The organism is Saccharopolyspora sp. NPDC047091 (assembly GCF_040643635.1).
Taxonomy (GTDB): domain Bacteria; phylum Actinomycetota; class Actinomycetes; order Mycobacteriales; family Pseudonocardiaceae; genus Saccharopolyspora_C.
Map to the genome: position 1 here is coordinate 1 of NZ_JBEYUS010000026.1, position 24286 is coordinate 24286.

24 protein-coding genes are annotated in these 24286 nt (G+C 72.8%); 5 read left to right on the top strand and 19 right to left on the bottom strand.

Going from position 1 to position 24286, the window contains the following annotated elements:
• Positions 1–114: 114 nt before the first annotated feature.
• Positions 115–1614, top strand: coding sequence for a glycerol kinase GlpK (gene glpK, locus ABZ805_RS13815; protein WP_358439099.1), 1500 nt, complete (start codon positions 115–117; stop codon positions 1612–1614).
• A gap of 247 nt (positions 1615–1861) precedes the next feature.
• Here the strand turns inward: glpK and ABZ805_RS13820 are convergent, their stop codons facing one another.
• The 4 genes from ABZ805_RS13820 to ABZ805_RS13835 form a co-directional block, all read right to left on the bottom strand.
• The gene (locus ABZ805_RS13820) at positions 1862–2005 is read right to left on the bottom strand and encodes a hypothetical protein (protein ID WP_358439102.1); all 144 of its coding nucleotides are present in this window, start codon (positions 2003–2005) and stop codon (positions 1862–1864) included.
• Between the two features lie 173 nt (positions 2006–2178).
• Entirely contained in the window at positions 2179–2718 is a 540-nt protein-coding gene (locus ABZ805_RS13825) for a GNAT family N-acetyltransferase (protein WP_358439105.1), read from the bottom strand.
• Positions 2719–2761: 43 nt separating this feature from the next.
• Entirely contained in the window at positions 2762–3709 is a 948-nt protein-coding gene (locus ABZ805_RS13830) for an alpha/beta fold hydrolase (RefSeq protein WP_358439108.1), read from the bottom strand.
• A complete protein-coding gene (locus ABZ805_RS13835) occupies positions 3706–4545 on the bottom strand; it encodes an NAD(P)H-binding protein (RefSeq protein WP_358439111.1) in 840 nt (279 codons plus the stop codon). Before ABZ805_RS13835 ends, ABZ805_RS13830 begins: the two co-directional genes overlap by 4 nt.
• Positions 4546–4943: 398 nt before the next feature.
• On the opposite strand from ABZ805_RS13835, the gene ABZ805_RS13840 reads away from it, so the two are divergent.
• Positions 4944–5966 carry a tetratricopeptide repeat protein gene (locus ABZ805_RS13840; RefSeq protein ID WP_358439114.1) on the top strand — a complete coding sequence of 341 codons (1023 nt, stop codon included), beginning with the start codon at positions 4944–4946 and terminating at the stop codon, positions 5964–5966.
• 700 nt (positions 5967–6666) lie between these two features.
• Complete coding sequence (locus tag ABZ805_RS13845) at positions 6667–7827, top strand: macrolide family glycosyltransferase (protein ID WP_358439117.1); 1161 nt, start codon at positions 6667–6669, stop codon at positions 7825–7827.
• 458 nt (positions 7828–8285) lie between these two features.
• Here the strand turns inward: ABZ805_RS13845 and ABZ805_RS13850 are convergent, their stop codons facing one another.
• Together ABZ805_RS13850 and ABZ805_RS13855 are read right to left on the bottom strand one after the other, a co-directional pair.
• A complete protein-coding gene (locus ABZ805_RS13850; RefSeq protein WP_358439121.1) occupies positions 8286–8669 on the bottom strand; it encodes a DUF393 domain-containing protein in 384 nt (127 codons plus the stop codon).
• A gap of 76 nt (positions 8670–8745) precedes the next feature.
• Positions 8746–10149: an NAD(P)H-quinone dehydrogenase gene (locus tag ABZ805_RS13855; RefSeq protein ID WP_358439124.1), complete on the bottom strand. Its 1404-nt coding sequence runs from the start codon at positions 10147–10149 to the stop codon at positions 8746–8748.
• Positions 10150–10320: 171 nt separating this feature from the next.
• Between ABZ805_RS13855 and ABZ805_RS13860 the strand changes: the two genes are divergently transcribed.
• The gene (locus ABZ805_RS13860) at positions 10321–10773 is read left to right on the top strand and encodes a gamma-glutamylcyclotransferase (RefSeq protein ID WP_358439127.1); all 453 of its coding nucleotides are present in this window, start codon (positions 10321–10323) and stop codon (positions 10771–10773) included.
• A gap of 106 nt (positions 10774–10879) precedes the next feature.
• A complete protein-coding gene (locus ABZ805_RS13865) occupies positions 10880–11644 on the top strand; it encodes a DeoR/GlpR family DNA-binding transcription regulator (RefSeq protein WP_358439129.1) in 765 nt (254 codons plus the stop codon).
• A 5-nt stretch (positions 11645–11649) separates the two neighbouring features.
• Here the strand turns inward: ABZ805_RS13865 and ABZ805_RS13870 are convergent, their stop codons facing one another.
• From ABZ805_RS13870 to mbhE, 13 genes are all read right to left on the bottom strand, one after another.
• Complete coding sequence (locus ABZ805_RS13870; RefSeq protein WP_358439132.1) at positions 11650–12438, bottom strand: HAD family hydrolase; 789 nt, start codon at positions 12436–12438, stop codon at positions 11650–11652.
• A 153-nt stretch (positions 12439–12591) separates the two neighbouring features.
• Positions 12592–13398: a hypothetical protein gene (locus tag ABZ805_RS13875; RefSeq protein WP_358439135.1), complete on the bottom strand. Its 807-nt coding sequence runs from the start codon at positions 13396–13398 to the stop codon at positions 12592–12594.
• A gap of 78 nt (positions 13399–13476) precedes the next feature.
• A complete protein-coding gene (locus ABZ805_RS13880; RefSeq protein WP_358439294.1) occupies positions 13477–14709 on the bottom strand; it encodes an amidohydrolase in 1233 nt (410 codons plus the stop codon).
• Between the two features lie 113 nt (positions 14710–14822).
• Positions 14823–16112, bottom strand: coding sequence for an amidohydrolase (locus ABZ805_RS13885; RefSeq protein WP_358439138.1), 1290 nt, complete (start codon positions 16110–16112; stop codon positions 14823–14825).
• 536 nt (positions 16113–16648) lie between these two features.
• Positions 16649–16939, bottom strand: coding sequence for a hypothetical protein (locus ABZ805_RS13890; RefSeq protein WP_358439141.1), 291 nt, complete (start codon positions 16937–16939; stop codon positions 16649–16651).
• A 120-nt stretch (positions 16940–17059) separates the two neighbouring features.
• On the bottom strand, positions 17060–17599 hold the full coding sequence (locus ABZ805_RS13895) for a hypothetical protein (protein WP_358439143.1): 540 nt from the start codon (positions 17597–17599) through the stop codon (positions 17060–17062).
• A 142-nt stretch (positions 17600–17741) separates the two neighbouring features.
• Complete coding sequence (mnhG, locus tag ABZ805_RS13900; RefSeq protein WP_358439146.1) at positions 17742–18089, bottom strand: monovalent cation/H(+) antiporter subunit G; 348 nt, start codon at positions 18087–18089, stop codon at positions 17742–17744.
• Positions 18086–18352, bottom strand: a complete 267-nt coding sequence (locus ABZ805_RS13905) for a monovalent cation/H+ antiporter complex subunit F (RefSeq protein WP_358439149.1) — start codon at positions 18350–18352, stop codon at positions 18086–18088. Before ABZ805_RS13905 ends, mnhG begins: the two co-directional genes overlap by 4 nt.
• On the bottom strand, positions 18352–18921 hold the full coding sequence (locus tag ABZ805_RS13910; RefSeq protein ID WP_358439152.1) for a Na+/H+ antiporter subunit E: 570 nt from the start codon (positions 18919–18921) through the stop codon (positions 18352–18354). The genes ABZ805_RS13905 and ABZ805_RS13910 overlap by 1 nt, the downstream gene beginning before the upstream one ends.
• Positions 18918–20447: a Na+/H+ antiporter subunit D gene (locus ABZ805_RS13915; protein WP_358439155.1), complete on the bottom strand. Its 1530-nt coding sequence runs from the start codon at positions 20445–20447 to the stop codon at positions 18918–18920. Before ABZ805_RS13915 ends, ABZ805_RS13910 begins: the two co-directional genes overlap by 4 nt.
• Positions 20444–20878, bottom strand: coding sequence for a Na(+)/H(+) antiporter subunit C (locus ABZ805_RS13920; protein WP_358439158.1), 435 nt, complete (start codon positions 20876–20878; stop codon positions 20444–20446). The genes ABZ805_RS13915 and ABZ805_RS13920 overlap by 4 nt, the downstream gene beginning before the upstream one ends.
• The gene (locus ABZ805_RS13925; RefSeq protein WP_358439160.1) at positions 20875–21444 is read right to left on the bottom strand and encodes an MnhB domain-containing protein; all 570 of its coding nucleotides are present in this window, start codon (positions 21442–21444) and stop codon (positions 20875–20877) included. The genes ABZ805_RS13920 and ABZ805_RS13925 overlap by 4 nt, the downstream gene beginning before the upstream one ends.
• Positions 21441–23846, bottom strand: a complete 2406-nt coding sequence (mbhE, locus tag ABZ805_RS13930) for a hydrogen gas-evolving membrane-bound hydrogenase subunit E (RefSeq protein WP_358439163.1) — start codon at positions 23844–23846, stop codon at positions 21441–21443. The genes ABZ805_RS13925 and mbhE overlap by 4 nt, the downstream gene beginning before the upstream one ends.
• Positions 23847–24286 lie beyond the last annotated feature (440 nt).

Here is a 24286-nt window from a genome sequence, read left to right on the forward strand (position 1 = left end):
GACCGGGCCCGCACCGCGCGATTCCCGCACCGGGGGGCTGCCCGGCCGGGCCGGACGGGCGACACTCACCCCGAGCCCACGCACATCTCGGAACCCATCGAAAAGGACGACATCATGGCCTCCTACGTCGCCGCGATCGACCAGGGCACCACCTCCACCCGTTGCATGATCTTCGACCACGGCGGGCGCGTGGTGGCCGTCGACCAGGTCGAGCACCGGCAGATCTTCCCCAAGGCCGGCTGGGTGGAGCACGACCCGGAGGAGATCTGGAGCAACACCCGCCAGGTGTGCGCGGGCGCGCTCGCGAAAGCCGACCTGGTGACCTCCGAGATCGCCGCCGTCGGCATCACCAACCAGCGCGAGACGACCGTCGTGTGGGACAAGGCCACCGGCAAACCCGTCTACAACGCCATCGTCTGGCAGGACACCCGCACCGACACCATCGTCGGCGAACTCGCCGACGAAGGCGGGCAGAACCGGTTCCACGCCAAGACCGGCCTCACCCTCTCCCCCTACTTCTCCGGCACCAAGATCCGCTGGATCCTGGACAACGTCGACGGGGTCCGCGCCCGCGCCGAGAAGGGCGAGCTGCTGTTCGGCAACATGGACACCTGGGTGCTGTGGAACAGCACCGGCGGGCCCGACGGCGGACTGCACGTCACCGACCCCACCAACGCCTCCCGGACCCTGCTGATGGACCTGGAGAAGCTGGAGTGGGACGAGGACATCTGCCGCCAGATCGGCGTCCCCACCTCGATGCTGCCGGAGATCCGCTCCTCCTCCGAGGTGTACGGGCACTTCCGCGAGCGCGGCGTGTTCGGCGGGCTCCCCATCGCGGGCATCCTCGGCGACCAGCAGGCCGCCACCTTCGGCCAGGCCTGCCTGTCGCCCGGTGAGGCCAAGAACACCTACGGCACCGGCAACTTCCTGCTGCTCAACACCGGCACCGAGCCCGTGCTGAGCGACAACGGGCTGCTCACCACCGTCGGCTACAAGATCGGGTCCAAGGACACGGTCTACTGCCTCGAAGGCTCCATCGCCGTCACCGGCTCGCTCGTGCAGTGGTTGCGGGACAACCTCGGGCTCATCGGCAGCGCCCCCGAGATCGAGCAGATCGCGCGCAGCGTCGACGACAACGGCGGCGCCTACTTCGTGCCCGCCTTCTCCGGGCTGTTCGCCCCGCACTGGCGGTCCGACGCCCGCGGCGCCATCGTCGGGCTCACCCGCTTCGTCAACCGCGGCCACCTCGCCCGCGCCGTGCTCGAAGCCACCGCCTTCCAGACCCGCGAGGTCATCGAGGCCATGAACGCCGACTCCGGCGTCCCGCTGAAATCGCTCAAGGTCGACGGCGGCATGGTCGGCAACGAACTGCTCATGCAGTTCCAGGCCGACATCCTCGGCGTCCCGGTGATCCGGCCGGTCGTCAGCGAGACCACCGCGCTCGGCGCCGCCTACGCCGCCGGGCTCGCCGTCGGGTTCTGGGCCGGCGAGGACGACATCCGGTCCAACTGGGCCAAGGACAAGCAGTGGGACCCCGTCATGCCGGAGGAGCGCCGGGTGCACGAGTACGCCCAGTGGCAGAAGGCGGTCACCAAGACCTTCGACTGGGCTTGATCCCGCTGCCTGTCGCTACTTCTGCCGTGTAGTGCTCGGGTGGCGGAACCTCAGCGGCTTCCTCGCTGCGGGATCGTTTTCACCGGTGGCTCCGCCACAGGCGAAAACGCCGTCCTCGCGAGGAAGCCGCTGAGAACCCGCTGCGGTGCCGGTTGATCAGGTGGTCGTCGGCTCAGCGGCTTCGCCGCTGACAGGACACCGACACGACCCGCCGGGCGGGTTCAGAGACGGGCGGTCAGCGGTTGGATCAGGGGGCCGTTCGTTCCGCTGCCGGGACGCCGGTGAACTCGGCGTGGCGGGGTTCGATGGGTTCCCCGCCGGAGAGCACCACCAGCACCACCCCGATCAGCGCGGCGACCGCCAACGCCCACGACGCCGACACCTTCGGCATGCGTCCCCCTCGTCCCGGCCGGTGCGGGTGCCGCCCGACGACGGCCTCGCCCCCGGCCACCCGCTCGTCCGCGGCGGCCCACCGGCTCCGGCATTCTGCGGCACCACCGCCCCGACCGCCCGGTCCCACGCCGACCCGGTGATCGGATCCCGTTGCGGATCAGCCGGGTGGCGTCATGACCGGGCGAGGCGCCAGACGACGAGTACCCCGGTTCCCGCCGGGCAGACCTGCTCCGGTGCGGCCGGCGAGCGACCCACCTCGACGAAGCCCAACGCCTTCGGGATGGCGCCGCTGCGCTCGTTCGCCTCGTCGTGCCAGATCTCCACGTGCCCGGCGCCCAACCGGAACGCCTCGTCGACCAGCGCCAGCGTCGCGCGGCGAGCGATGCCGCGGCCTTCGAAGTCCGGGTGCAGCCAGTAGCCGATCTCCAGGCCGCCCGGGCCGATCCGGTCCATCAGGCCCGCCGAACCGATCACCCGCCCGACCGGGTCCAGCACCGCGTAGGTGTAGGCCTTCCCGTCCACCCACTCGCGGTCGGCCTTGCCGACGAAATCGGTGGCCTCCTTCATCCCGTAGCCCGGTGTCGCCCACGGCATCCACGGCCCCAGGTGCCGGAGGGATTCGGTCACGACCCGCAGCGCCGTGCCCGCGTCCTCCAGCCGCCACCGGCGCAGGTCCACTCCGTCGTGGTGCAACTGCTCGCTCGGCTCCATGCGCCGGAGTCTGCTGCACTCCGCACCCCGGCGGTACCGAATTTCAGGTCCCCGTCCCGCCCTCGCCCGGTTCCTCCTGATCTGACGGCCTCCGCTGCTCGACCCGCCGCACCTGGTCGAGGAGGTGCCGCACCAGCGGCCGGTGCACCGCGTCCGGCAACGCGTGGCCCATGCCCGCGATCTCCGCGCACCGCGCCCCGGGGATCGCGGCGGCCAGCAGCCTGCCGTGCGGCGGCGGGTTGATCGGGTCCAGCGGCGCCTGCAGCACCAGCGTCGGAGTGCTGATCCGCGCCAGGCCCGCGCCGCGCTCGACGAGGACCTGCGGCAGGAGCGCGTGCGGGTGCGGTTCCCGGCTGCGCCAGGTGCCGGTGTGCTCGACGTCCCGCAGCTCGATGCGGCGGAACTCGGCGGCGTCGAACGGCAGCTCCTCCCCCGACAGCAGCCGGTGCCACTCGACGCGCTCGGCCAGCGCCGACTCCAGGTCCGCCGCCGCCGACGGCTGCTCGCCGCGGCGCACGAACCACGGCCGCGGCGTCGGGAACTCGTCCGGACTCGGCTCGCCCGCCCGCGCCAGAGCCCAGTTCCGGGCGAAGTCCACGCCCAGCGCGTGCGTGCACAGCAGCGTCGCGCTGCGCAGCCGATCCGGGGCCGCCACCGCGATCAGCTGCACCAGCCCGCCACCGAGGCCCATGCCGAGCACGTGCGCCGACGCCACGCCCCAGCCGTCCAGCACCGCCAGCGCGTCCGCCGCCAGGTCGTCGAAGCCGTACGGGTGCGCGGCGAACTCGCGGTGCGTGGAACGACCGGTGTCGCGGTGGTCGTAGCGCAGCACCCGCAGCCCGGCCGCCACCAGCAGCGCCACCCACTCGTCCGGCCACCCGCGGGACGAGGTCACGTCCCCCGCCACCAGCAGCAGCGGCGGTGCGGCCGGGTCGCCGATCGACTCGCTCCACAACCGCACGTCGCCGGAGCGGACCATTCGCGCCGTCACCGGAAGTCCGCCGCGTGGTCGCGCGCCCACTCGGCGAACCCGCGCGCCGGGCGGCCCGTCAGCCGCCGCACGGCGGAAGTGGGCACGTCCGGCGACTCGACCGCGGCCGCCAGGTAGTCCAGCAACATCTCCGCGACCTCCGGCGGACAACCCCGGCCGAGCAGGACCTGCCGGGCCTGCTCGGCGGTGAGCTCCTCGAAGCGGACCGGTTCGCCGATCGCCTCGGCGATCGCCGCCACCTGCTCCCGCTGGGAGATCGCGGCCGGGCCGGTGATCTCGTAGGCCCGCCCGGCGTGGCCCTCGCCCAGCAGCGCCTCGACCGCGACCGCCGCCACGTCCGCCTCGTGGACCAGCGCCTGCGCCGCCGCCGCGAACGGGAGCCGGACCACCCCCTCGGTGCAGGCATCCGCGGCCCAGTCCAGCACGTTCGCCGCGAACGCCCCGGGACGCAGGTGGGTCCACTCGGCGACGCCCGACTCCTGCACCGCCCGCTCCACCGGGGCGTGCTGCTGCGCGCTCAGGTTCGCCGGCCCGCCCGCCACGACCGACGCCGAGGACAGCACCACGATCCGCCGCACGCCCGCCCGCACCGCCAGCTCGGCGAACTCCCGCGCGCCGTCCGGCACCGGGAACAGGTACACCGCCGACACGCCGTCCAACGCCGCGCGCAGCTCCGCGGGGCGCTGCAGATCACCGGGCACCACCTCCGCCCGCGCGGGCAGCTCCGCCCGGCGCGGATCACGGGTCACCGCCCGCACCGGCGCGCCTGCCGCCAGCAACCCGCGCACCACCTCCCGGCCGACCGACCCCGTCGCCCCGGTCACCAGCACCGTCATGACATCCCCCAGCAGCTCGCGGACGGGCTTCCCCGCCTTCTCGATCCGCGACCGTACGCGCAGGTCACAGCCCTGAGCACGCGTCTCGGGCATTCGGATCATCACGTTGACCGGCGCCGCGGAGACCTATCTGGCGCGCCCGCGGACCGATCGACCGGTCGGCCGGGTCCGGCCGAAAGTACGAGGAGCCGGAGATTCCACGGCCTATCGATCGAGCGGCCCGCGACGCATCGGCCGATCCGGAGCAGCCGCTCGCTCACCTAGATTCATCTCGGGTCAGGGGTACGGGGGTTCGGGGGAACGCGGGTGGCCACCGCCACGGGGCATCGGGCGGCGGCCACCCGCATCAGCGAGGAACGACGGCCGGGCAGCGATGCGCGGCGAGTGAGGCAGGTTCGATGAACGGCAACAAGGCTTTCGCCCCCGAGTACCAGGGCGCGCTGCGGGACATGTCCGTGAACACGGCGTACGAGGACGTCCTGGAGCAGGCGCGCGACCGGTCCCGGTGGGCGGCCGCCCAGGGCACCGCCCTGGAGCTCGCGCAGGCCGAGCTCGCCGTCGCCGAAGCCTGCCGCAGGCTCGGCCACCTGGAAGAGGCCGACGGGTCGTGGAAGGCCGCCTACCGCGCGGCCCGCACCGCGAGCGACGACGGCGTCCGCGGCTGGGCGCTGTGGAGCGGCGGCACCCTGGCCCGCCAGCGCGGCGAGCTCAACCTGGCGCTGCGGCTGCTCGCTTGGGGCCGGGACCTGTCGTGGCAGGCCGGGGACATCACCGCCTACGGGTACGCGTTCGCCGGGGTCGCCGAGACGCTGCGCATCCAAGGGGACTTCGAACAGGCGCGCGGCCTGCACGAGCACGTGCTCACCGAGGCCCGCAAGCGCGAGGAGTCCCGGCACATCGTGTGGGCGCTGGAAGGCCTCGCCCAGATCGAGCGCAACACCGGTGATCTCGGCTCGGCGGCGGCCCGGTTCGCCGAAGCCGCCCAGGTCGCCGAGGACTCCGGCGACGACCGCGGCCACGCGTGGGCGCTGCGCGGGCAGGCCGACGTGCTCTCGCTGCGCGGCGAGGCCGACCAGGCGCTCGAACTGCTCTCCGCCGCCGAGCGGACCTGCCGGCGGATGGACCTGTCCAGCGCGCTCGCCTACAACCGCAAGATGCGCGGCAACGTCCAGTTCCGCGCCGGGCGCCACCAGGAGGCCGCCCGCACCTACCGGGACGCGCACGACAAGTTCCGCGCGCTGCGCGAGCCGCGCGGCATGGCGCTCGCCCGGCTGGGGCTGCTCAAGAGCCTCGACGCGCTGGGGCGTCCCGCGGAGGCGACGATGGCGGACCTCGTGGCGCTGCGCGACGAGGTCAACGGGAACGAGCTGTGGCAGACCCGCACGATGGTGGAGAACGCGATCGCGGAACGCACCGCCTGAGCGCGAGGGGGCGCGCGGCCCGCTCGACCGGTTCGCGCCGGTCGGGCGGGCCGTTCCGCTGTCGGCGGCGTTGTGCTGTCGGTGGCGATCCGTGGTCGGTGGCGATCCGTGGTCGGAGGCGTTGCGCTGTCGGTGGCGATCCGTGGTCGGAGGCGTTACCGGGGACTCGTTCCGCTGCACGACCTCGCCGGTCGGCGGGTGGCGTGGTCCCACCGGGACGGGTCCAGAGCCGCGGTCGGCAGCGGCCGTGGTCAGCCGGAGCCGCAGCCACCGGAGCCTCAGTCAGCAGTGGCCGCTGTCAACCGGGGCGGCGGACTGCCGGGCCGCGGCGGTCGGCCGGGCGGGCGGGCGGGCGAAAAAATGGGAGGACCGCACCGCAGGTAGCGGGCTACCGTGGCGCCATGTTCGGGCACCAGCACTACCTCTGATCCGCGCCGCCGCGCGCCGCACCACCGTTCCCGGTGATGCGCGGCCGCGCGCTCCCGCGCCCACGCGCTCGCAGCAGCGGGCGCCCGTCCGGCCGCGAATCCCGGCTCGGCTCCAGGCCTGCTCGGCTCAGCCCCTCGGCTGAGCTCGCACCCAGGGGCTGAGCTCGCCTCCCCGGCTCGACTCGACTCCCAGCTCGACTCGACTCCCGGGTCAACTCGAAGCCCGGGCTCGACTGCTCGCATGCCGGGTCAACTCGAACAGGAGCACCTCCGTGTCCGAATCCGCCCACATCGCCTTCATGGCCGTCCCCGCGCACGGCCACATCAACCCCGGTCTCGGCCTCGTCGCCGAGCTGACCGCGCGGGGACACCGCGTCACCTACGCGGTCACGGACGACTTCGCGCCGCAGGTCGCGGAGGCCGGTGCCGAACCGGTCCGCTACACCTCGACGCTGCCGTCGGCGGCGACCCAGCAGGAATGGCCGGAGGACCAGGCGGCCGCCGTGCTGCTGTTCGTCGACGAGATGATCTCGGTGCACCCCCAGCTGGCCGCCGCCTACGACGCGGAGCGCCCGGACCTGGTCGTCTACGACATCGGGGCCTTGCAGGCGCCGGTGCTCGCCCACGAGTGGGGCGTCCCGGCGATCTGCCTGTCGCCGACGCACGTGCGGTTCGAGGGGATCGAGGACCTCTTCGGCTTCGACGAATCCCCCGAGCTGGAGGCGGTGCACGCGAAGGCCGACGCGTTCTTCGCCGAGCACGGTGCGCCGCTGACGTTCGCGACCATGGACCGGGAGTGCAGCGTGGTCACCATTCCGCGCTCGTTCCAGTACCACGCCGAATCGGTGGCGGCGAACCACACGTTCGTCGGGCCGATGCTGACCGGCCGGGACTTCCAGGGGACGTGGCGGCGTTCCGGCGAGCGTCCGGTGCTGCTCATCTCGATGGGCTCGGCCTTCACCGACCAGCCGCAGCTGTACCGGGACTGCCTCGCGGCGTTCGGCGGGCTCGACTGGCAGGTGGTGCTGAGCATCGGGAAGGTCGTCGATCCGGCGGTGCTCGGCGAGGTGCCGTCGAACGTCGAGGTGCACCGGTGGGTGCCGCAGCTCGACGTCCTGTCCCAGGCCGACGCGTTCATCACGCACGCGGGCATGGGCGGCACGATGGAGGCACTGCACTCGGGGGTGCCGATGATCGCGATCCCGCAGGCCGCGGACCAGTTCGCGAACGCGGCGCGGATCGCCGAGCTCGGCCTCGGCGTGCACCTGCCGAAGGAGGAGGCCACACCGGACGCCCTGCGGGCGGCGCTGCACCGGGTGTCCACCGATCCGGACGTGCTGGCCCGGTCCGCGGCGATGCGCCACGAGATCGACGAAGCGGGCGGCGCCCGCACGGCCGCCGACATCGTCGAATCCAGGCTCGGGCAGGCCTGATCAGCCGCGGCCCCGCGGCGAGTGGTGTCGTCTTCCCGTCAGCGGCGAAGCCGCTGAGCAGCCACCACCCGAGCAACCGGCCCCGCCGCGGGTTCTCAGCGGTTCCCTCACGAGGACAGCGATGTCGCATGCGGAGCCACCTGCGCAATCGATCCCGCAGCGGGGGAACCGCTGGCTGCCCGTCGCCGAACCTGCCCGGCGGGTCTCGTCGGTTTCCTGTCAGCGGCGAAGCCGCTGAGCAGCCACCACCCGAGCAACTCGCACCGCCGCGGGTTCTCAGCGGCTTCCTCGCGAGGACAGCGATGTCGCCACGTGCCGGACACACAGCAGACATCGATCCCGCAGCGAGTAAGCCGCTGCGGTTCCGCCACCCGAGCACTACGCGACAGCAGCAACGAGACAGGCAGTGCGGTTCCGCCACCCGACCCCCACGCAGGACGAGACGGCCCCCGCCCCGATCAAGTCCCAGGCCGTTGGTCTGCGGGGAGGGCGCAGGCGGGGGTCGAGCCGGGCAGGCGGTGCCGGTTGGCGGCGATGCGGCGGTAGCCGAAGCGGGCGATCGCGCGCAGCACCGGCAGCGACAGCAGCACTCCCGGCACCGACCACGGGAGCCCGCAGTGCCGCAGCAGCGCGGCCACCGCGTCCGCGCCGCCGGCGACCCGGCCGGTTTCGCCCACCCAGAGCACCTCGTGCCGGGCGCGCTGCTCGGTGGTGCGCAGCGCGGCCAGGTCCGCTTCCTGCCACGGCACGATCCGCGCGCGCAGCGGCAGCTTCTCGGCGATCCGCACGCTCCGGGTGCAGAAGCCACAGTCCCCGTCGTAGACCAGCACCGGTGTCCGCATGACGATGCCTCCCGTTCCCAGGGTCCGCGCCCGCCCCGCCGCCGTCGAGGCCGCGGGAGCGGGCCGGGGCGACCGCTCAGTCCAGATCGTCGTGGCGCATGAGCTGGCGCCCCGCCTCGGTGAGCGATCCGGACAGCGACGGGTACACGGAGAAGGTGTTCGCCAGGTTCTCCACCGTCACCTGGTTCTGCACCGCCAACGCGATCGGCAGCACCAGTTCGCTCGCGTTCGGCGCGACGACCACGCCACCGATGACCACACCGGTCTGCGGGCGGCAGAACATCTTGATGAACCCGCGGCGCAGGCCTTCCATCTTCGCCCGCGGGTTGGTCGCGAGCGGCAGCGTCACGGTCCGCGCGGGCACTTCGCCGCTGTCGATGGCCTGCGCGCTGATGCCGACGGTGGCGATCTCGGGGTGGGTGAACACGTTGCCCGCGACGGTCTTGAGCTTGATCGGGCTGACGCCTTCGCCGAGCGCGTGCCACATGGCGATCCGGCCCTGCATGGCTGCGACGGACGCGAGCAGCAGCAGCCCGGTGCAGTCGCCCGCGGCGTAGACGCCGGGGACCTGGGTGCGGGACACCCGGTCCACCTTGACGTAGCCGCCGCGGCCGGTCTCCAGGCCGACCCGGTCCAGCCCGATGTCCTCGGTGTTGGGCACCGAGCCGACGGTCATCAGGGCGTGGCTGGCCTCGACTCGCCTGCCGTCGGCGAGGTGCACGACGACGCCCTTCTCGGTGCGCTCGACCCGTTCGGCCCTGGCGTGCTTGACGACCTCGGTCCCGCGCTCGGCGAAGACCTCCTCCAGCACGCCCGCGGCGTCCGCGTCCTCGTGCGGCAGCACCCGGTCCCGGCTGGAGACCAGCGTGACCTTGACGCCCATCTCGGTGTAGGCGGAGGCGAACTCCACCCCGGTGACTCCGGAGCCGATCACGGCCAGGTGTTCGGGCAGTTCGGGGAGGTCGTAGAGCTGGCGCCAGCTGAGGATCCGCTCCCCGTCCGGCACCGCACCCGGCAACACCCGCGGGGTGGCTCCGGTGGCGATGAGCACCACGTCGCCGACGAGCTCCTCGGTACCGCCGTCGGCCCGGTCCACCCCGATGCGGTGCTGGGCCATGCCGTGCGCGGGGTTGGTGAACCGCGCCCGCCCGGCGATGATCTTGACGCCTTCGCGGCGCACCCGGGCGCGGATGTCGGCGGACTGCGCCAGCGCGAGGCCCTTCACCCGGCCGTGCACCACGGCGGTGTCCACCTCGACGCCGTCCGGGTCGCTGCGGATGCCCAGTTCGCGGACGTCGCGAGCCGCGGACCGCGCGCCGGCCGAGGCGATGAAGGTCTTGGACGGGACGCAGTCGTAGAGCACGCACGCGCCGCCGAGCCCGTCCGGCTCCACCAGCGTCACGTCGGCGCCGTTCTGCGCTGCGACCAGGGCCGCCTCGTAACCGGCAGGCCCACCTCCCATGATCACGATGCGGGTCACTTCGCGGTCCCTCCGTACTCCGAGCCTCGTGGGCACCACCACCCTATGTCTCGTCCGCTCGCGGTGATTCGGGCGGTACCCGCCGGTTCGCGGCGTTCGGCCCGCGACTCGCCCGCCGCGGTGACGCGGTCCACTCCGACATCGGGCCCATCGATCGCTACCCTGTGGGGCGTGCCGCTGTACGCCGCGTACGGGTCCAACATGGATCCGGCCCAGATGACCGAGCGAGCCCCGCACTCCCCGCTGGCGGGAACGGGCTGGCTGATGGACTGGCGGCTGACCTTCGGTGGTGAGGACTACGGCTGGGAAGGTGCGCTGGCGACGATCGTCGAGCACCCCGGCGAGCAGGTCTTCACCGTGCTGTATGACGTCAGCCCCGAGGACGAACGGCAGCTCGACCGCTGGGAGGGCGCCGAGCTGGCGATGCACAAGAAGCTGCGGCTTCGGGTGCAGACCCTGGACGGCCCGGTGCTCGCCTGGCTGTACGTGCTGGACGCCTACGAAGGTGGTCTGCCGTCGGCCCGCTACCTCGGCGTGATGGCCGATGCCGCGGAGGCGGCGGGCGCACCCGAGGACTACGTGGCGAAGCTGCGCACCCGCCCCTGCGGCAACGTCGGGCCGTGATCCGCTCGGCACCGCCGAGCGACCTGAGTTCCACGTCCCGCGTGTGATAATCACACCGACGGCACACGTCGGTGGTGAGGTGGGTGTGGGCCAGGTCAGCGGAGCGGTGTCCCAGCACGAACGGCGCGAGCGAATCCGGCAGGAGGTGCTCGCCGACGGCACCGTGCGCATCGAACGGCTCGTCGAGGCGTACGGCGTCAGCGGCATGACCATCCACCGGGACTTGGACGTGCTCGAACGCCAGGGCTGGCTGCGCAAGGTGCGCGGTGGCGCCACCTCCACCCCGGGCTCGCTGCTGCCCAGGTCGGTCGGCGCCCGCCGGTCCGACGCGGCGGCGGCCAAGTCCTCGATCGCCCGGCACGCGCTGCGCCACCTCTCCCCCGGCCAGGTCGTCGCGCTCGACGACAGCACGAGCGGACTCGCGGTCGCCGAGCTGCTCGGCGGGCTGGCCCCGCTGACCGTCGTCACCCACTTCCTCCCGGTGATCAACCGGTTGCGGGAGGAGGACGACGTGCACGTGATCGGGCTCGGCGGCGACTACCACCCGGACTACGACGCGTTCTTCGGCCTGCACACCGCGGACATGGCGGGCACCTTGCGCTCGGACGTGCTGCTGCTGTCGGCGACGGCCGTGGTGGACGGGCACTGCCTGCACCGGTCGCAGGAGTCCGTGCAGGTGAAGCGGGCGCTGATGCGCACCGCCGCCACCCGCGTCCTGCTCGCCGACCACTCCAAGTTCGAGCGGCGAGCGGTGCACGAGCTGGCTCCGCTGACCGAGTTCGACCTGGTCGTGGTGGACGCCGCCACCCCGCGTCCCGTGCTGGCGGAGCTGCGCGAGCGCGGGATCGCGGTGGAGGTCGCCGAGGCCTGACCCGGTTACCGGGGCCGCTGCAGGCGTTCCACCGCGGCGGGCACGTCGGCCAGCGAGAACACCGCGATGTCCGGTTCGGCCAGCTGTTCCGGGGTCGGGTCGGGCGGTGCTTCGCCGCGCACCACCCAGATGGTGCGCATCCCCAGCCGTTGCGCGCCGCGCACGTCGGAGTCGAGCCGGTTGCCCACGTGCACCGCGTTCCGCGGCAGCACCTCGGCCCGGTTCAGCGCGTGCCAGAAGATCTCCGGGTCCGGTTTGGCCGCCCCCACCAGCTCCGAGATCGCCCAGTGATCGATGAACGGGGCCACCCCGTCGCGGCGCAGCGCGTCCACGACCAGCGCCCGCTGGTTGGCCACCACGGCGATCGAGCAGCGCTCGGAGAGCAGCCGCAGCGCGGGCAGCACATCGGGGTGCAGCGCGGCGGGCGGGTAGAACCAGTAGCTCTCGGCGCGGTCGGACAGCCGTTCCCGGTCGCCGTCGCGGAGGAAGTGCTCGGCCATCGCGGTCCGCAGCGAGCCCTCCTGGGACTGCCTGCGCGCGTCGTAGACGCGCTGGAACTCCGCTTCGAGCAGCATCCCGCCGTTCTCCGCGACCAGTTCGCAGGTCGCCCGCAGCAGCGCTTCCCGGTACCAGGAGTCGTCGTAGACCGGCCCGCCCACGTCCAGCAGCACCAGCTCGACGGGTTCGCCGAGCGCCGCGCGGGATTCCGCCGTGCCGGTGGTCGCGGTCCCGCCGGGCAGGACGGGGGCCGAGCTCCGCGCCGGGTCCGGGAACCGCTCGTCGTTGCGTGCCACTTCGCGTCCTCCTCGTCCCGCGGCCCCGGCGAATCCGCGCATCGGCGCGGCGGGAGCACCTGCCGGATCGGGCCGGAATACCGGGTTCCTCGCTGAACATAACGCATTCCGATGCGGTCATCACAGCCGTTCGTGTGATGGTGCGGAGCTCGTTCACGACGCACCTCCGGGCCGCCCGGCGAGCGCGGTCGCGGGCGGGGCGGCGGCTTCGATGCGGGCGATGACCGGGATCGCGCCGGACGGGCCGAGCCGCGCGAGGTCGAGCAGTTCGCAGGCGCGCCGGGTGCCGCGGCGGTCCCGCCTGCGGTCGACCTGTTCGGCCACCACGGCGTGGAACCGCGCTGCGGCCGGGCCCAGTGCGGCCAGCGCCTGTTCGAGGCAGGCCAGCGCGGTGCGCCGTTCCCCGGTGCAGAGCATCTCGACCAGCGCGATCTCGAGCGCGTGCACCCGCAGCCCGTCGAGTTCCAGCACCTCGGACTCGCGCAAGCACATCTGCTTGATCGACAGGCCGCGGACCGAGCGGGGCTGGCGGTGGTAGGGCACGGCGAGGTGCACGGCCGCCTCGTCGAACGCCTCGGTGCAGCCGTGCATCGCGGCGGCGGTCGGCCCGGTGAGCACGGCGTGCGGACCGGCGCGCAGCAGTGCGGCTTCGGCCCGCGCGAGCGGGTCCCGGGCGCGGCGGGCGGGCAGCACGACGCCGCCCCACGGTTCGACCCAGCGGCCCGCGTCCAGTTCGGCGCTCAGCCCGTCCGCGCCGAGGAGTTCCTCAGCGACGGGACGGGTGAGCGCGCCGTGCCGCGAGGCGCCTGGTCGTCGTCCGCAGCTCGGTGCGAAGCGACCCCGGTGGCGCTGGGCCGGAGCGGCGCGCGGGCCGACCGGGTCGGGGCGCTCGGTGGCGCGATCAGTGGCGGCGGGGGCGGCGGATCCGCCACGGGTGGCGGTGCGCAGGTTCGCGGTCATGCCCTGAAGAGGCCGCGCACCCCCGCACAGATACACCTCGATCGGGTGAAGACCCGATGGCGGAGCCGTTCCCGCAGGTCAACGTGTCAGCGCCGCCAGCGCCGTCCCCACCATCACCCGGATGCCGACCAGCAGCGCCCGCTCGTCCAGGTCGAACGTCGGCTGGTGCAGGTCCCGCGCCCGCGCCTGCCCGGAGCGCACCCCGAGCCGCACGAACGCCCCCGGCACGTGCTCCAGGTACCAACCGAAGTCCTCCCCACCGGAGGACTGCGGGGTCCCGGTCACCGCGTGCTCGCCGAGCGCCTCCTGGATCGCCGCGGACATCAGCTCGGTGCTCGCGGCGTCGTTGACCACCGGCGGCACGCCGCGGCGGTGCTGCAGGTCGAAGCCCACGCCCAGCGGCGCCAGCAGCCCGGCGACGAGTTCCCTGGTCAGCGGTTCCAGCTCCGCCCAGGTGCCGCGGTCGCCGGTGCGCAGCGTGCCGGTGAGCACGCCGGTCTGCGGGATCGCGTTCGGCGCCTCCCCCGCGTGCACCGCGCCCCAGGTCAGCACGGTGCCGGTGCGCGGGTCGACGCGGCGGGACAGCAGCGTCGGCAGCCCGGTGATCACCGTGCCGAGCGCGTGCACCAGGTCCGCGGTCAGGTGCGGCCGCGAGGTGTGCCCGCCCGGCGAGTTCAGCCGCAGCTCCAGCAGGTCGCTGGCGGAGGTGATCGCCCCGGACTTCACGCCGATCCGGCCGACCGGCAGCCGCGGATCGCAGTGCAGCCCGAAGATCTGCTCCACCCCGTCGAGCCCGCCCGCGGCCAGCACGTCCAGCGCACCGCCCGGCATGACCTCCTCCGCGTGCTGGAAGATCAACCGAACGCGTCCGGGCAGTTCGGACCGGGCGGTCGCCAGCGCCAGCGCCGCGCCCAGCAGGACCGTGGTGTGCGCGTCGTGCCCGCAGGCGTGCGCGACCCCGTCGGTGCCCGAGGAGAACGGCAGCCCGGTCGCCTCGGTCAGCGGCAGCGCGTCGATGTCCGCGCGCAGCGCGACGGTGCGCCGCGGCTGGCCGGTCTCCGGGCCGATGTCGCAGAGCAGTCCGGTCCCGCCGGGCAGCACCCGCGGGCTCAGCCCGGCTCCGGTGAGCCGGTCGAACAGGAACGCGGTGGTCTCGTGCTCGGCGCGGGAGAGCTCCGGGTTCGCGTGGATGTGCCGCCGCCAGGCGACCACCTGCCCCGCGTTGGCGTCGAGCCAGGAGTCGAGCCAGGCCGGGCCGCGTCCGGCGCCGAGGTCCTCCACGCCGGACATGGTGTCGCCGCCGTCGCCGATCGGCTCGCCGGACGGGCCGGCGCCCAGTTCGGCCTGCCGGGCGTCCGCTGCGATGCCCGATCCGCCGTCGTTCGGTGTCTTGCGCGGCTCGGGGCCGCGTGAATCCAGTACCGTCACGCCACGCCTCCCGACGTGTGTTGCCGTCGCACCGGGCCGGGGGCGTCCCCCTGCCCGGCCGAGTTGTGCTTCCCGGTCCGCCCCGGGCGGTCTTCGGCCGAGTTCGCGAGCCGCGATCTCAGGCCGGGGTCGGTGGCCGCCGCGACCGCCGTCCAGGCCATCGCCACCGCACCGTCGAGCACCGCTCGGTCCGCCGAGGGCGAAGCGCAGGCGGCGGCGAACTCGGCCTGGTGGGTCACCGCGTCGCCGCAGTCCAGCGCGATCATCGGGTGGATCGCGGGCAGCAGCTGCGACACGTTGCCCATGTCGGTGCTGCCGATGACCCGGTCGGCCTGCTCGGCGCGCGGCACCGGTTCCCTGCCGAGCTCGGTGATCGCCGCGCGGTAGGCCTCGGAGAGCTCGTCGTCGCAGGACAGTTCGGCGTACACCGGTGAGATCTGCACGACCTCGCTGGTGCAGCCGGTCGCGGTCGCTCCCGCCTCGAAGCAGGCCCGGATGCGGTTCTCCAGGCGCTCCAAGGAGGCCGATTCGGCGGCGCGCAGGTTGTACATCGCCGCGGTACGGGCGGGAACGACGTTCGGCGCGGCACCGCCCGAGGTGACGATACCGTGCACCATCTGCCCGGATTCGAGGTGCTGGCGCAGCAGCCCGATGGCGACCTGCGCGACGGTGAGCGCGTCGGCGGCGTTGACGCCGAGCTCGGGCGCGGCCGCCGCGTGCGCGGCGCGGCCGGTGTAGCGCACCTCGAGGTCGTTGATGGCCAGCGAGCGCGGCGCGCAGACCTCGTCCGGACCGGGGTGCACCATCATCGCCATCGCGAGCCCGTCGAACGCGCCGCGTTCCAGCATGAGCACCTTGCCGCCGCCGAGCTCCTCGGCCGGGGTGCCGATGACGCGGACCGTGATGCCGAGTGCGTCGGCGACCTCCGCGAGGGCGAGGGCGGCGCCCACCGCGGCCGCGGCGATGATGTTGTGCCCGCAGGCGTGGCCGATCTCGGGCAGCGCGTCGTACTCCGCGCAGATGCCGATGACCAGGTCACCGGTGCCGCGGTCGGCGGTGAAGGCGGTGTCGAGCCCCGCGACGGGCGCGGTCACCTCGAACCCGTGCGCCGCGAGCAGCTCGCGCACCTTCGCGGCGCTGCGGTGCTCGGCGAAGGCGGTCTCGGGCTCGGCGTGCAGCCCGCGGGCGAGCTCGACGAGTGCGCGCTCGTGGCGTCGGACGATCTCCCGGCAGGTGGCGCGGGTTTCGGAGCGGAGCGCGGTGTCGGCGGCGGGGTCCTGGTTCATGTGCCGACCATCCTGCACGACCGGACGGGCCGGGAACCCGGAGTCGACGTCCCGAACCGCCAGCCGGTCGGCGGATTGCGCTCAGCGGCATCGCGTGTTCAGCCGAGGAGTAGAAGTTTCACCGTCAACTTCTTCCGCGAATTCCAAGTGAGCGCCGGGCCGCTCCGGCGACGAAAACCCGTTCCGCAATTCCGCGGGCCGTGCCCAGCGGGAACATCCGCGACGGGGATTCCGCAGTGGATATTCCACCCGGTCGGACGGTACTGCGGGCGATCACCCGGAAGTAGGGTGTGGGCCGGCACCGGTCGGGGGGCTTCCCGGTGCCGGCCCACGTCTGCGAGGGGCGCGAACCCCAAGTGTCGAACCGTCCTGCCGGGAGCGCGCGGCACGCCCGGAGCGGCGCGCACAACCCGTGCAGTTGTGAAAATCCCACAGGTTAGCCCGCCAGGTCTAGGCCATAGCGCGAAATCTTCGAAAAGAATGCCGAAAACCGACCGCGTTGCCCTTTTTCCCGGTCGGTTCGGCGAGGGAAATCCCTATCGCTTCCACTTGAAGCTGAAGACCGGTCGCTTGCGCGCCTTCCGCGAGAGCAGCACCGCGGCGATGAGCACCATCCCGGCGATACCGGTCATGAGCCGCTGCTTGTCCTCGGCCGCGTTCTGGCGGTCACCGGTCAGATCGGGCCCGGGCGGCGCCTGCGCGAGGACCGCGGCGGTTGCGACGGGAGCCGCGGCGGCCTCCGCTGGGGCGGCGCCACCGGCCGCGGGCGAGAACAGCAGAACCCCGCCGAGCGTCAGGACCGCGAGCAGTCGCCCCATGCGTGCCATCAGCACTCCACACCTTTCCGCGCTTCGCGGCGACGACCGCCGCACCAGGTCATTTGATCACAGAGCCGGGGGTGCTCGCCGCTGCGCGCGGCAGGATGCCCGGATCGTCGCAACATGGTGTCAGTCGGTGATGTAGGACGACTTGCCGTCGGACGTGGCGCACTGCGACTTCGTCCGGTCCGTCGGGGTGCTGGCGCAGCCGTAGTCCTCGAAGTTCGCGAACCTGCCGCTGCCCTGGTACTCGTCGCGGGGCAGCGAGAGGTACTTGGTCATCACCCGATCGGCCTCCCCGCAGCTGAGCACCGCACCGGCGTCATTGCGCCCGGCGAACAGCTGGTAGCTGGTGCCCGCCTTGTTGGTGATGGTGCCGCAGGCGACGTCCCCGCGGTCGGGTTCGGTGCTCGTCTCGTCGGCGGCGGAGGTCGGTTCGTCGTCCGGCGTGCTGGTGTTCTTCGTGGTGCGGCCGGTGGTCGCGGTGGTGCTCACCGCGGGATCGGGCGGGGTCGCGCTGGTGGGCGCGCCCGCGGCCGGCGGCGAGATGGGCTTGGGCAGCGTGACCACGGCCGGGGGGTCCTGGCCGGGCGCGGCCTCGGGGGCGCCCCCGCACCCGGCGAGGCAGAGCCCCGCGATCACCGCTCCGGCCACCGGTCCGACGCGCATGAGTGCTCCCTCGTTGCCTGTGCCGCCTCGTCGTCCGTGGGACGCGGGGCCGATCACCCGGGTTGATCGGGTGTGGGGGAGAACACTGCGCGGGCGCACAACCTCTCCGGGCGGAACGGTACCCGCAGCGCACGCGGGCGGATCAAGGCCGGTCGGATTCGCGGCCGATGCGCTCGCCCATCTCGTCGACGACCAGGTTCTCCTGGCGGATGCTGTCGGTCCGGTACGCCGCGCGCCCCACCAGCTGCGCCAGCACCGGCGCGGTGAGCACCTGGAACAACGCGACCAGCCCCAGCGCCAGCGAGTAGTGGAAGTCCAGCTGCAGCGCGGTGCCGATCAGCACCAGGATCAGCCCGAGCGTCTGCGGTTTCGTCGCGGCCTGCAGCCGGGCGGTGACGTCGGGGAACGTCAGCAGCCCGATCGAGCCGAGCAGGCAGGACAGCGCGCCGAGCACCAGGCAGCACGCGGAGATCACGTCGAGCACGCTCACCGGTACGGCTCCTTCTTCTCGACGAGGCGGGCCGCGCTGGTCGAACCGATGAAGGCCAGCAGCGCGAACGTGGTCAGCAGCGCGATGTTCGAGCCGTCCCGCAGCCAGCCCATGCTCACGCAGGTGGCGGCCACGATCAGCGTGACGATGACGTCCAGCGCCACGATGCGGTCCAGCGTCGACGCGCCCAGGATCATCCGGATCAGCGCGAGCAGCGCCGCCAGGCACAGCAGCGCGAAGGTCACGACGAACACGACGTCCATCAGGCGTCCTCCTTCCCCTCGACCTCGGTGGACCGCTCGATGCGGCCGACGAGCTCCAGCTCCGCGGCGGAGCCGACGGCCCGGACGATGCGCCGCTCCAGCGCCAGCACCTCGCGCCGCACCAGGTCCTCGCCGCCGGCGCGCATCCCGAGCGCGTACACGTAGCAGATGCGGTGCGCCCGATCGATCTGCATGACGAACTTGCCGGGCGCCAGCGACACCGCGTTGGCGACCATCGCGGTGAGGTGGTCCGAATCGGTCAGCAGCGTCACCTGCACGATGCCCGCGCTGGTCCGCGGCCCGTACCGGATCGCCTGCCAGGACACCCGCACCGTGGACACCACCAGGTCCACCGCCAGGTAGCAGACCAGCCGCAGCATCGACAGCGGCCGCACCACCATGTGCGTGGTGACCGGCGGCAGCGGGAACACGGTCGTCACCAGCAGCGCCACCAGCAGGCCGAACACCAGGGTGCCCAGGTCGAGGGTGCCCCACAGCAGGATCCACACGACCGTCAGCCACAGCACCAGCGGCAGCCTGCGCAGCGCTCGTCGGGCCGGCGTGGTCATCGCGCACCTCCCAGCACCGCTTCGCGGTAGGTCGTGCCCTGCATCAGGTCGTCGGCGGCCCGCTCGCTGACCCCGGCCAGCGGCCCGGCGACGAGCGCGATGACCACGCTGGCCGTGACCAGGACCCCGGTGGCGGCGACCATCGGGCGGGTGGAGTTCCCGGTGCCGACGACGAGCTCGTCGTCCGGGTCGGGGTCGGCTTCGGGCGCGCGGACCTGCCCCCAGAACGCCCTGGTCCACACCCGCGCCATCGCGTACAGCGTGAGCAGGCTGGTGAGGATCGTGCCCGCGGTGACCACGTACGCCGACCAGGTCCCGGCGCCGATGCCCGCCTGCAGCAGCGCCAGCTTCGCGACGAACCCGGAGAACGGCGGCACCCCGGCGAGGCTCAGCGCGGGCAGCGCGAACAGCACCGCGATCATCGGCGCGGCCTTCGCCAGCCCGCCCATCCGGCTCAGCGCGACGGTGCCGGTGTGCCGGGTGATCAACCCGCTGACCAGGAACAGCGTGGCCTGCACGGTGATGTGGTGCACCACGTAGAGGATCACGCCGGTCAGCCCGATGACGTCGTAGACGCCGAGCCCGAACAGCATGTAGCCGATGTGGCTGACCAGCAGGAACGACAGCATCCGGTTGAGGTCGTTCTGCGCGAGCGCGCCCAGCGCCCCGACCAGCATGGTGACCAGCGCGATCACCAGCATCAGCGTCCAGCTGCGGTCGTGGCTGAACACCAGGGTCTGGGTGCGGATCAGCGCGTAGATGCCGACCTTGGTGAGCAGCCCGGCGAACACGGCGGTGACCGGGGCGGGCGCGGTCGGGTAGCTGTCCGGCAGCCAGAAGTGCAGCGGCACCATCGCCGCCTTCACCCCGAACACGATCACCATCATCAGCCCGAGCGCCACCTGCAGGCCTTCGGGCAGCAGCGCCACCTTCCCGCCGAGGTCGGCGAGGTTCACCGTGGCCGTCGCCGCGTACACCAGCCCGATCATGGTGATGAACAGCAGCGACGAGGTGAGGCTGACGATCACGTAGGTCATGCCCGCGCGCACCCGGCTGGCCGTGGTGCGCCGCGTGATCAGCACGTACGAGGAGGACAGCATGATCTCGAACGCGACGAACAGGTTGAACAGGTCGCCCGCGAGGTAGGCCAGCGACACCCCGGCGCACAGCACCAGGTACATCGGGTGGAACGTGGTGCTGGCCCGTTCCCGGCCGTAGTCGGTGAGCCGCTGCCCGATCGAGTAGATCAGCACCGCGAAGGTCACCACCGCCGAGACCACCAGCAGCAGCGCGGACAGCCGGTCCGCGATCAGCGTGATGCCCGCGGGCGCCGCCCAGCCGCCGAGCTGCAGCACGACGGGACCGGTGCGGTCGGTGAGGTACAGCAGGAACCCGGCGTCGACGATGATCGCGGCGAGCACGACCAGGCCGATGATGCGCTGGAAGTCGGCGAACCGGCCCAGGGCGAGGGACATCCCGGCGGCCGCCAGCGGCAGCAGGACGGGCAGGGCCACGAGGACCGTCACTGAGTGGCCTCCCGTTCGAGTTCGTCTTCGTTCGCCTTGTCGTCCTCGGATTCGGCGAGCCTGCGCTCCAGCCGCCGGATCCGGCGGTCCTCGACGTCGTCGCGGACCTCGTCGTGCCCGAGCAGCACCCACGAGCGGTACGCGAGCGCGAGCAGGAAGGTGGTGAGCGCGAAGGTGATCACGATCGCGGTCAGCGCCATCGCCTGCGGCAGCGGGTCGGTCATCTGCTCCGGCGCCGCGTCGCCGAGGATCGGGGCCCGCCCGGGCGGCCCGCCCGCCAGCTGCAGCAGCAGGTTGGCGCCGTGCCCGACGATCACCGTGCCGATCAGGATGCGCATCAGCGAGCGCTGCATGAGCAGGTAGAACCCCGCGGAGTACAGCGTCGCCAGCACCACGGCCATGGTGAGGTTCACGGTGAGGTTGGCGGTCATGCCTGTCCCCTCTCCGCCGCGACCGCGTCGGTCTCCACCCCGGAGCCGAGCGTGCGCAGCAGGTCCAGCACCACGCCGATGATCAGCAGGTAGACGCCGATGTCGAGCAGGATGCTGGAGACGAACTTGATCTCGCCCAGCAGCGGGACGGCGATCTTGAAGATGGCGCTTTCGAGCAGCTCGTGCCCGAACAGCAGCGGCAGGAACCCGGTGAGGGTGGCGATGGTGAGCCCGAGCCCGATCAGCACCGGCGGCCGCAGCGAGATGATCGCGCTGTCGTCCATCCGGCCGCCTGCGAGGTAGCGCAGCGCGAACGCCTGCCCGGCGACGAGGCCGCCGCTGAACCCGCCGCCGGCCCGGTCGTGCCCGGCGAACAGCAGGTAGATCGACAGCACCAGCACGGTCGGGAACACGATGCGGGCCGCGAGTTCGAGCAGCACGGCCCGTTCCCGGCCGTCGCGGGGGAAGCCGGACAGCAGCCAGCGCTCCCGCGGCGCGTCCCACCCGGTCCACGGCACGCCGCGGCGTTCCCCGTTGCGGGGGGCGGTGATCCTGGGGTCGGTCATGCCTGTTCCTCCTCCTGGCTCCGCCCGTTCCCGCTCCCGTTCCCGTTGCCGCTGAGCACGACCTGGGGGCGTTCCGCGGGGGCCGACGCCTGCGCGCCGCGGGAGCTGCGGCGCCTGCGGTCGAACCGGGAGGCCAGCACGAGGCTGGCGACGCCGGTCGCGGCGACGGCGAGCACGGAGATCTCGCCGACGGTGTCGAACGCCCGGAAGTCGACGAGGATCGCGTTGACGATGTTGGTGGCCCCGGCGCCGTACTCGGACTGCGCGATGAACTCGGCGCTGGCCTCCGGCGGCCGCTGCCGCGCCGCGCTGAACAGCACCGCGCCGAGCGCGATCACCACGCCGCCCGCCACCGACAGCGCCAGCTTCGGCCAGCGCAGCGACCGCGCCGCGTCGCCCTTGGTGAACCGGGCGGGCAGCCGCCGCAGCACGAACACGAACGCGACCATGGTGAGCGTCTCGACCAGGAACTGGGCCAGCGCCACGTCCGGCCCGCCGTCCACGATGAACAGCCCGCCGATGCCGTAGCCGATCACGCCGACCAGCAGCACCGCGGTGAGCCGCCGCTTCGCCCGCACCACCGCGATCGCCGCGATCACCACCAGGATCGCGGGCGGGATCTGCAGCAGGTTGTGGTGCAGCGCCATGTCCGCGGGCACGTGCGCGTGGTAGACGAGCACCGATCCGGGGACGGCGACCACGGTGAGCAGGATGATCGCCAGGTAGGTCGGCAGCGAACCGACCTGGGTGCGGCCGGTGACGCCGACGGCGGTGCGCTCCAGCAGCGCCATGATCCGCTCGTAGCCGCGCTGCGCGTCCAGCGGTTTCGGCAGCCTGGCCCGCAGCGCGGTGAGCGGGGTGCGCACCGAGTGCACCCACAGCCCGGCGGCGACCGCGATCACCGAGAACAGCAGCGGCAGCTCGAAGCCGTGCCAGAGCACCAGGTGCGGCGCGTCGGCACCGACGCCGAACACGGCCGCGTAGGACCCGGCGAGCTCGTCGGTCAGCGGGTACCCGATGCCGAGCACCACCCCGGCGAACGCGGGGATCGCCGCGGGCACCAGCAGCACGGCGCCGGGCTGCTTCCCGGCGGTGGGCGCCACGCCCGGCTTGCGGGCGAACGCGCCCCACAGCATCCGCGCGCTGTAGGCGACGGTGAACACCGAGCCGAGCAGCAGCACGAGGTCGATGAGCAGCCCGGTGCCGCCGCCCTCCTCCAGGAACGCGCCGAACGCGGCCTCCTTCCCGAGGAAGCCGAGCATCGGCGGCAGGCCCGCCATCGAGGCCACCGCCAGCGCCGCGATGGTCGCCAGCGCGGGCATCCGCCGCCCCAGCCCGGACAGCTCCCGCACGTCCCGGGTGCCGGTCTGGTGGTCGACGATGCCGACGACGAGGAACAAGGTCGCCTTGAACATGCCGTGCGCCAGCAGCATCGCCGCCCCGGCCAGCGCGGCCGCGTAGGTGCCCTGCCCGACCAGCACCATCAGGAAGCCGAGCTGGCTGACGGTGCCGTAGGCGAGCAGCTTCTTCAGGTCCGTCTCGTGCAGCGCCCGCCAGCCACCGAAGACCATCGTGACCAGGCCGAACACCGCGGTCGGCACCCACCACTCGGGCACCCCGACGAACACCGGGCCGAGCCGGGCCACCAGGAACACCCCGGCCTTCACCATCGAGGCCGCGTGCAGGTAGGCGCTGATCGGGGTGGGCGCGACCATCGCGGTCGGCAGCCAGTTGTGGAACGGCACCTGCGCCGACTTGGTGAGCGCGCCGACGAGGATCAGCGAGGCGGCGACGGCGGCGGGGGTGCCGCCCGGCGGCTCGGCGATGATCTCCGAGATCCGGTAGGTGCCCGCGGCCTCGCCGAGCACGACGAAGCCGAGCAGCATCACCAGCCCGCCCATCGTCGTGATCATCAGCGCCTGCAGCGCCGACCGCCGCGACTCGCGGCTGATGCCCGCCTGCCCGACCAGCAGGAAGGAGCAGACCGTCGTCAGCTCCCAGAAGACGTAGACGGTGAGCAGGTCGTCGGCCAGGACCAGCCCGAACATGGTGCCCGCGAACGTCAGCAGCAGCGGCGCGGAACGGCGGGCGTCACCGCTGCCCGCGTGGAAGTAGCCGATCGCGTAGACCAGCACCAGCACCCCGATGCCGGACACCAGCAGCGTCATCAGCACCGCGAGCGCGTCCAGCCGGAAGGTGAATTCGAGACCCAGCAGCGGCGACCACGGGACCTCCTCCACGATGGCGTCCCCGCTGAGCACCGCGCCCGACCGGGCGAGCACCCAGGTCAGCGCGGCCGCCGGCGGCAGGGCGGCGATCGCGAAGGCCATCCCGGTGTTGCGCCGGGCTACGATCGGCAACGCCAGAGCCACCAGCAGGTGGACGAGGACGAACGCGGACAAGGGCACCTCCTCGGCGAGCCGGTGATCAGACCGTGGACCAGGCGACCCCGTGGAATTGTTCGTCACTCACGCTGCGCCCACCATCGCGCGGCCCCACCGGGGGTCCGATGGGGCCTTCGGGCACTCCCGCCGACCCGCCCGAGGGGCGGATGACGAGCGGTGCGTGACGGGGTCGCCGAACGGTTTGCTCCCGCTGGCGGTGGTCCCGGCCGCGCCCAACTTATCCGAATCGCCCCGACTGGTCATAATTCCGCGCCGCACCGCCGTGGCGGTCGACGGTGCCGGTCGGAGCGGTTTTTTCGTTGTCTCGAAATAATCTTGGGCACCTGGTGCGGTCACGGCCCGGCACCGGCCACGTGGGAAACTTCACTACCGGTAACACCGCCGTCCCGCCCAACGGACTCGACTGAACACTCCGAGTGATTTCCCCTGTTGGCAGC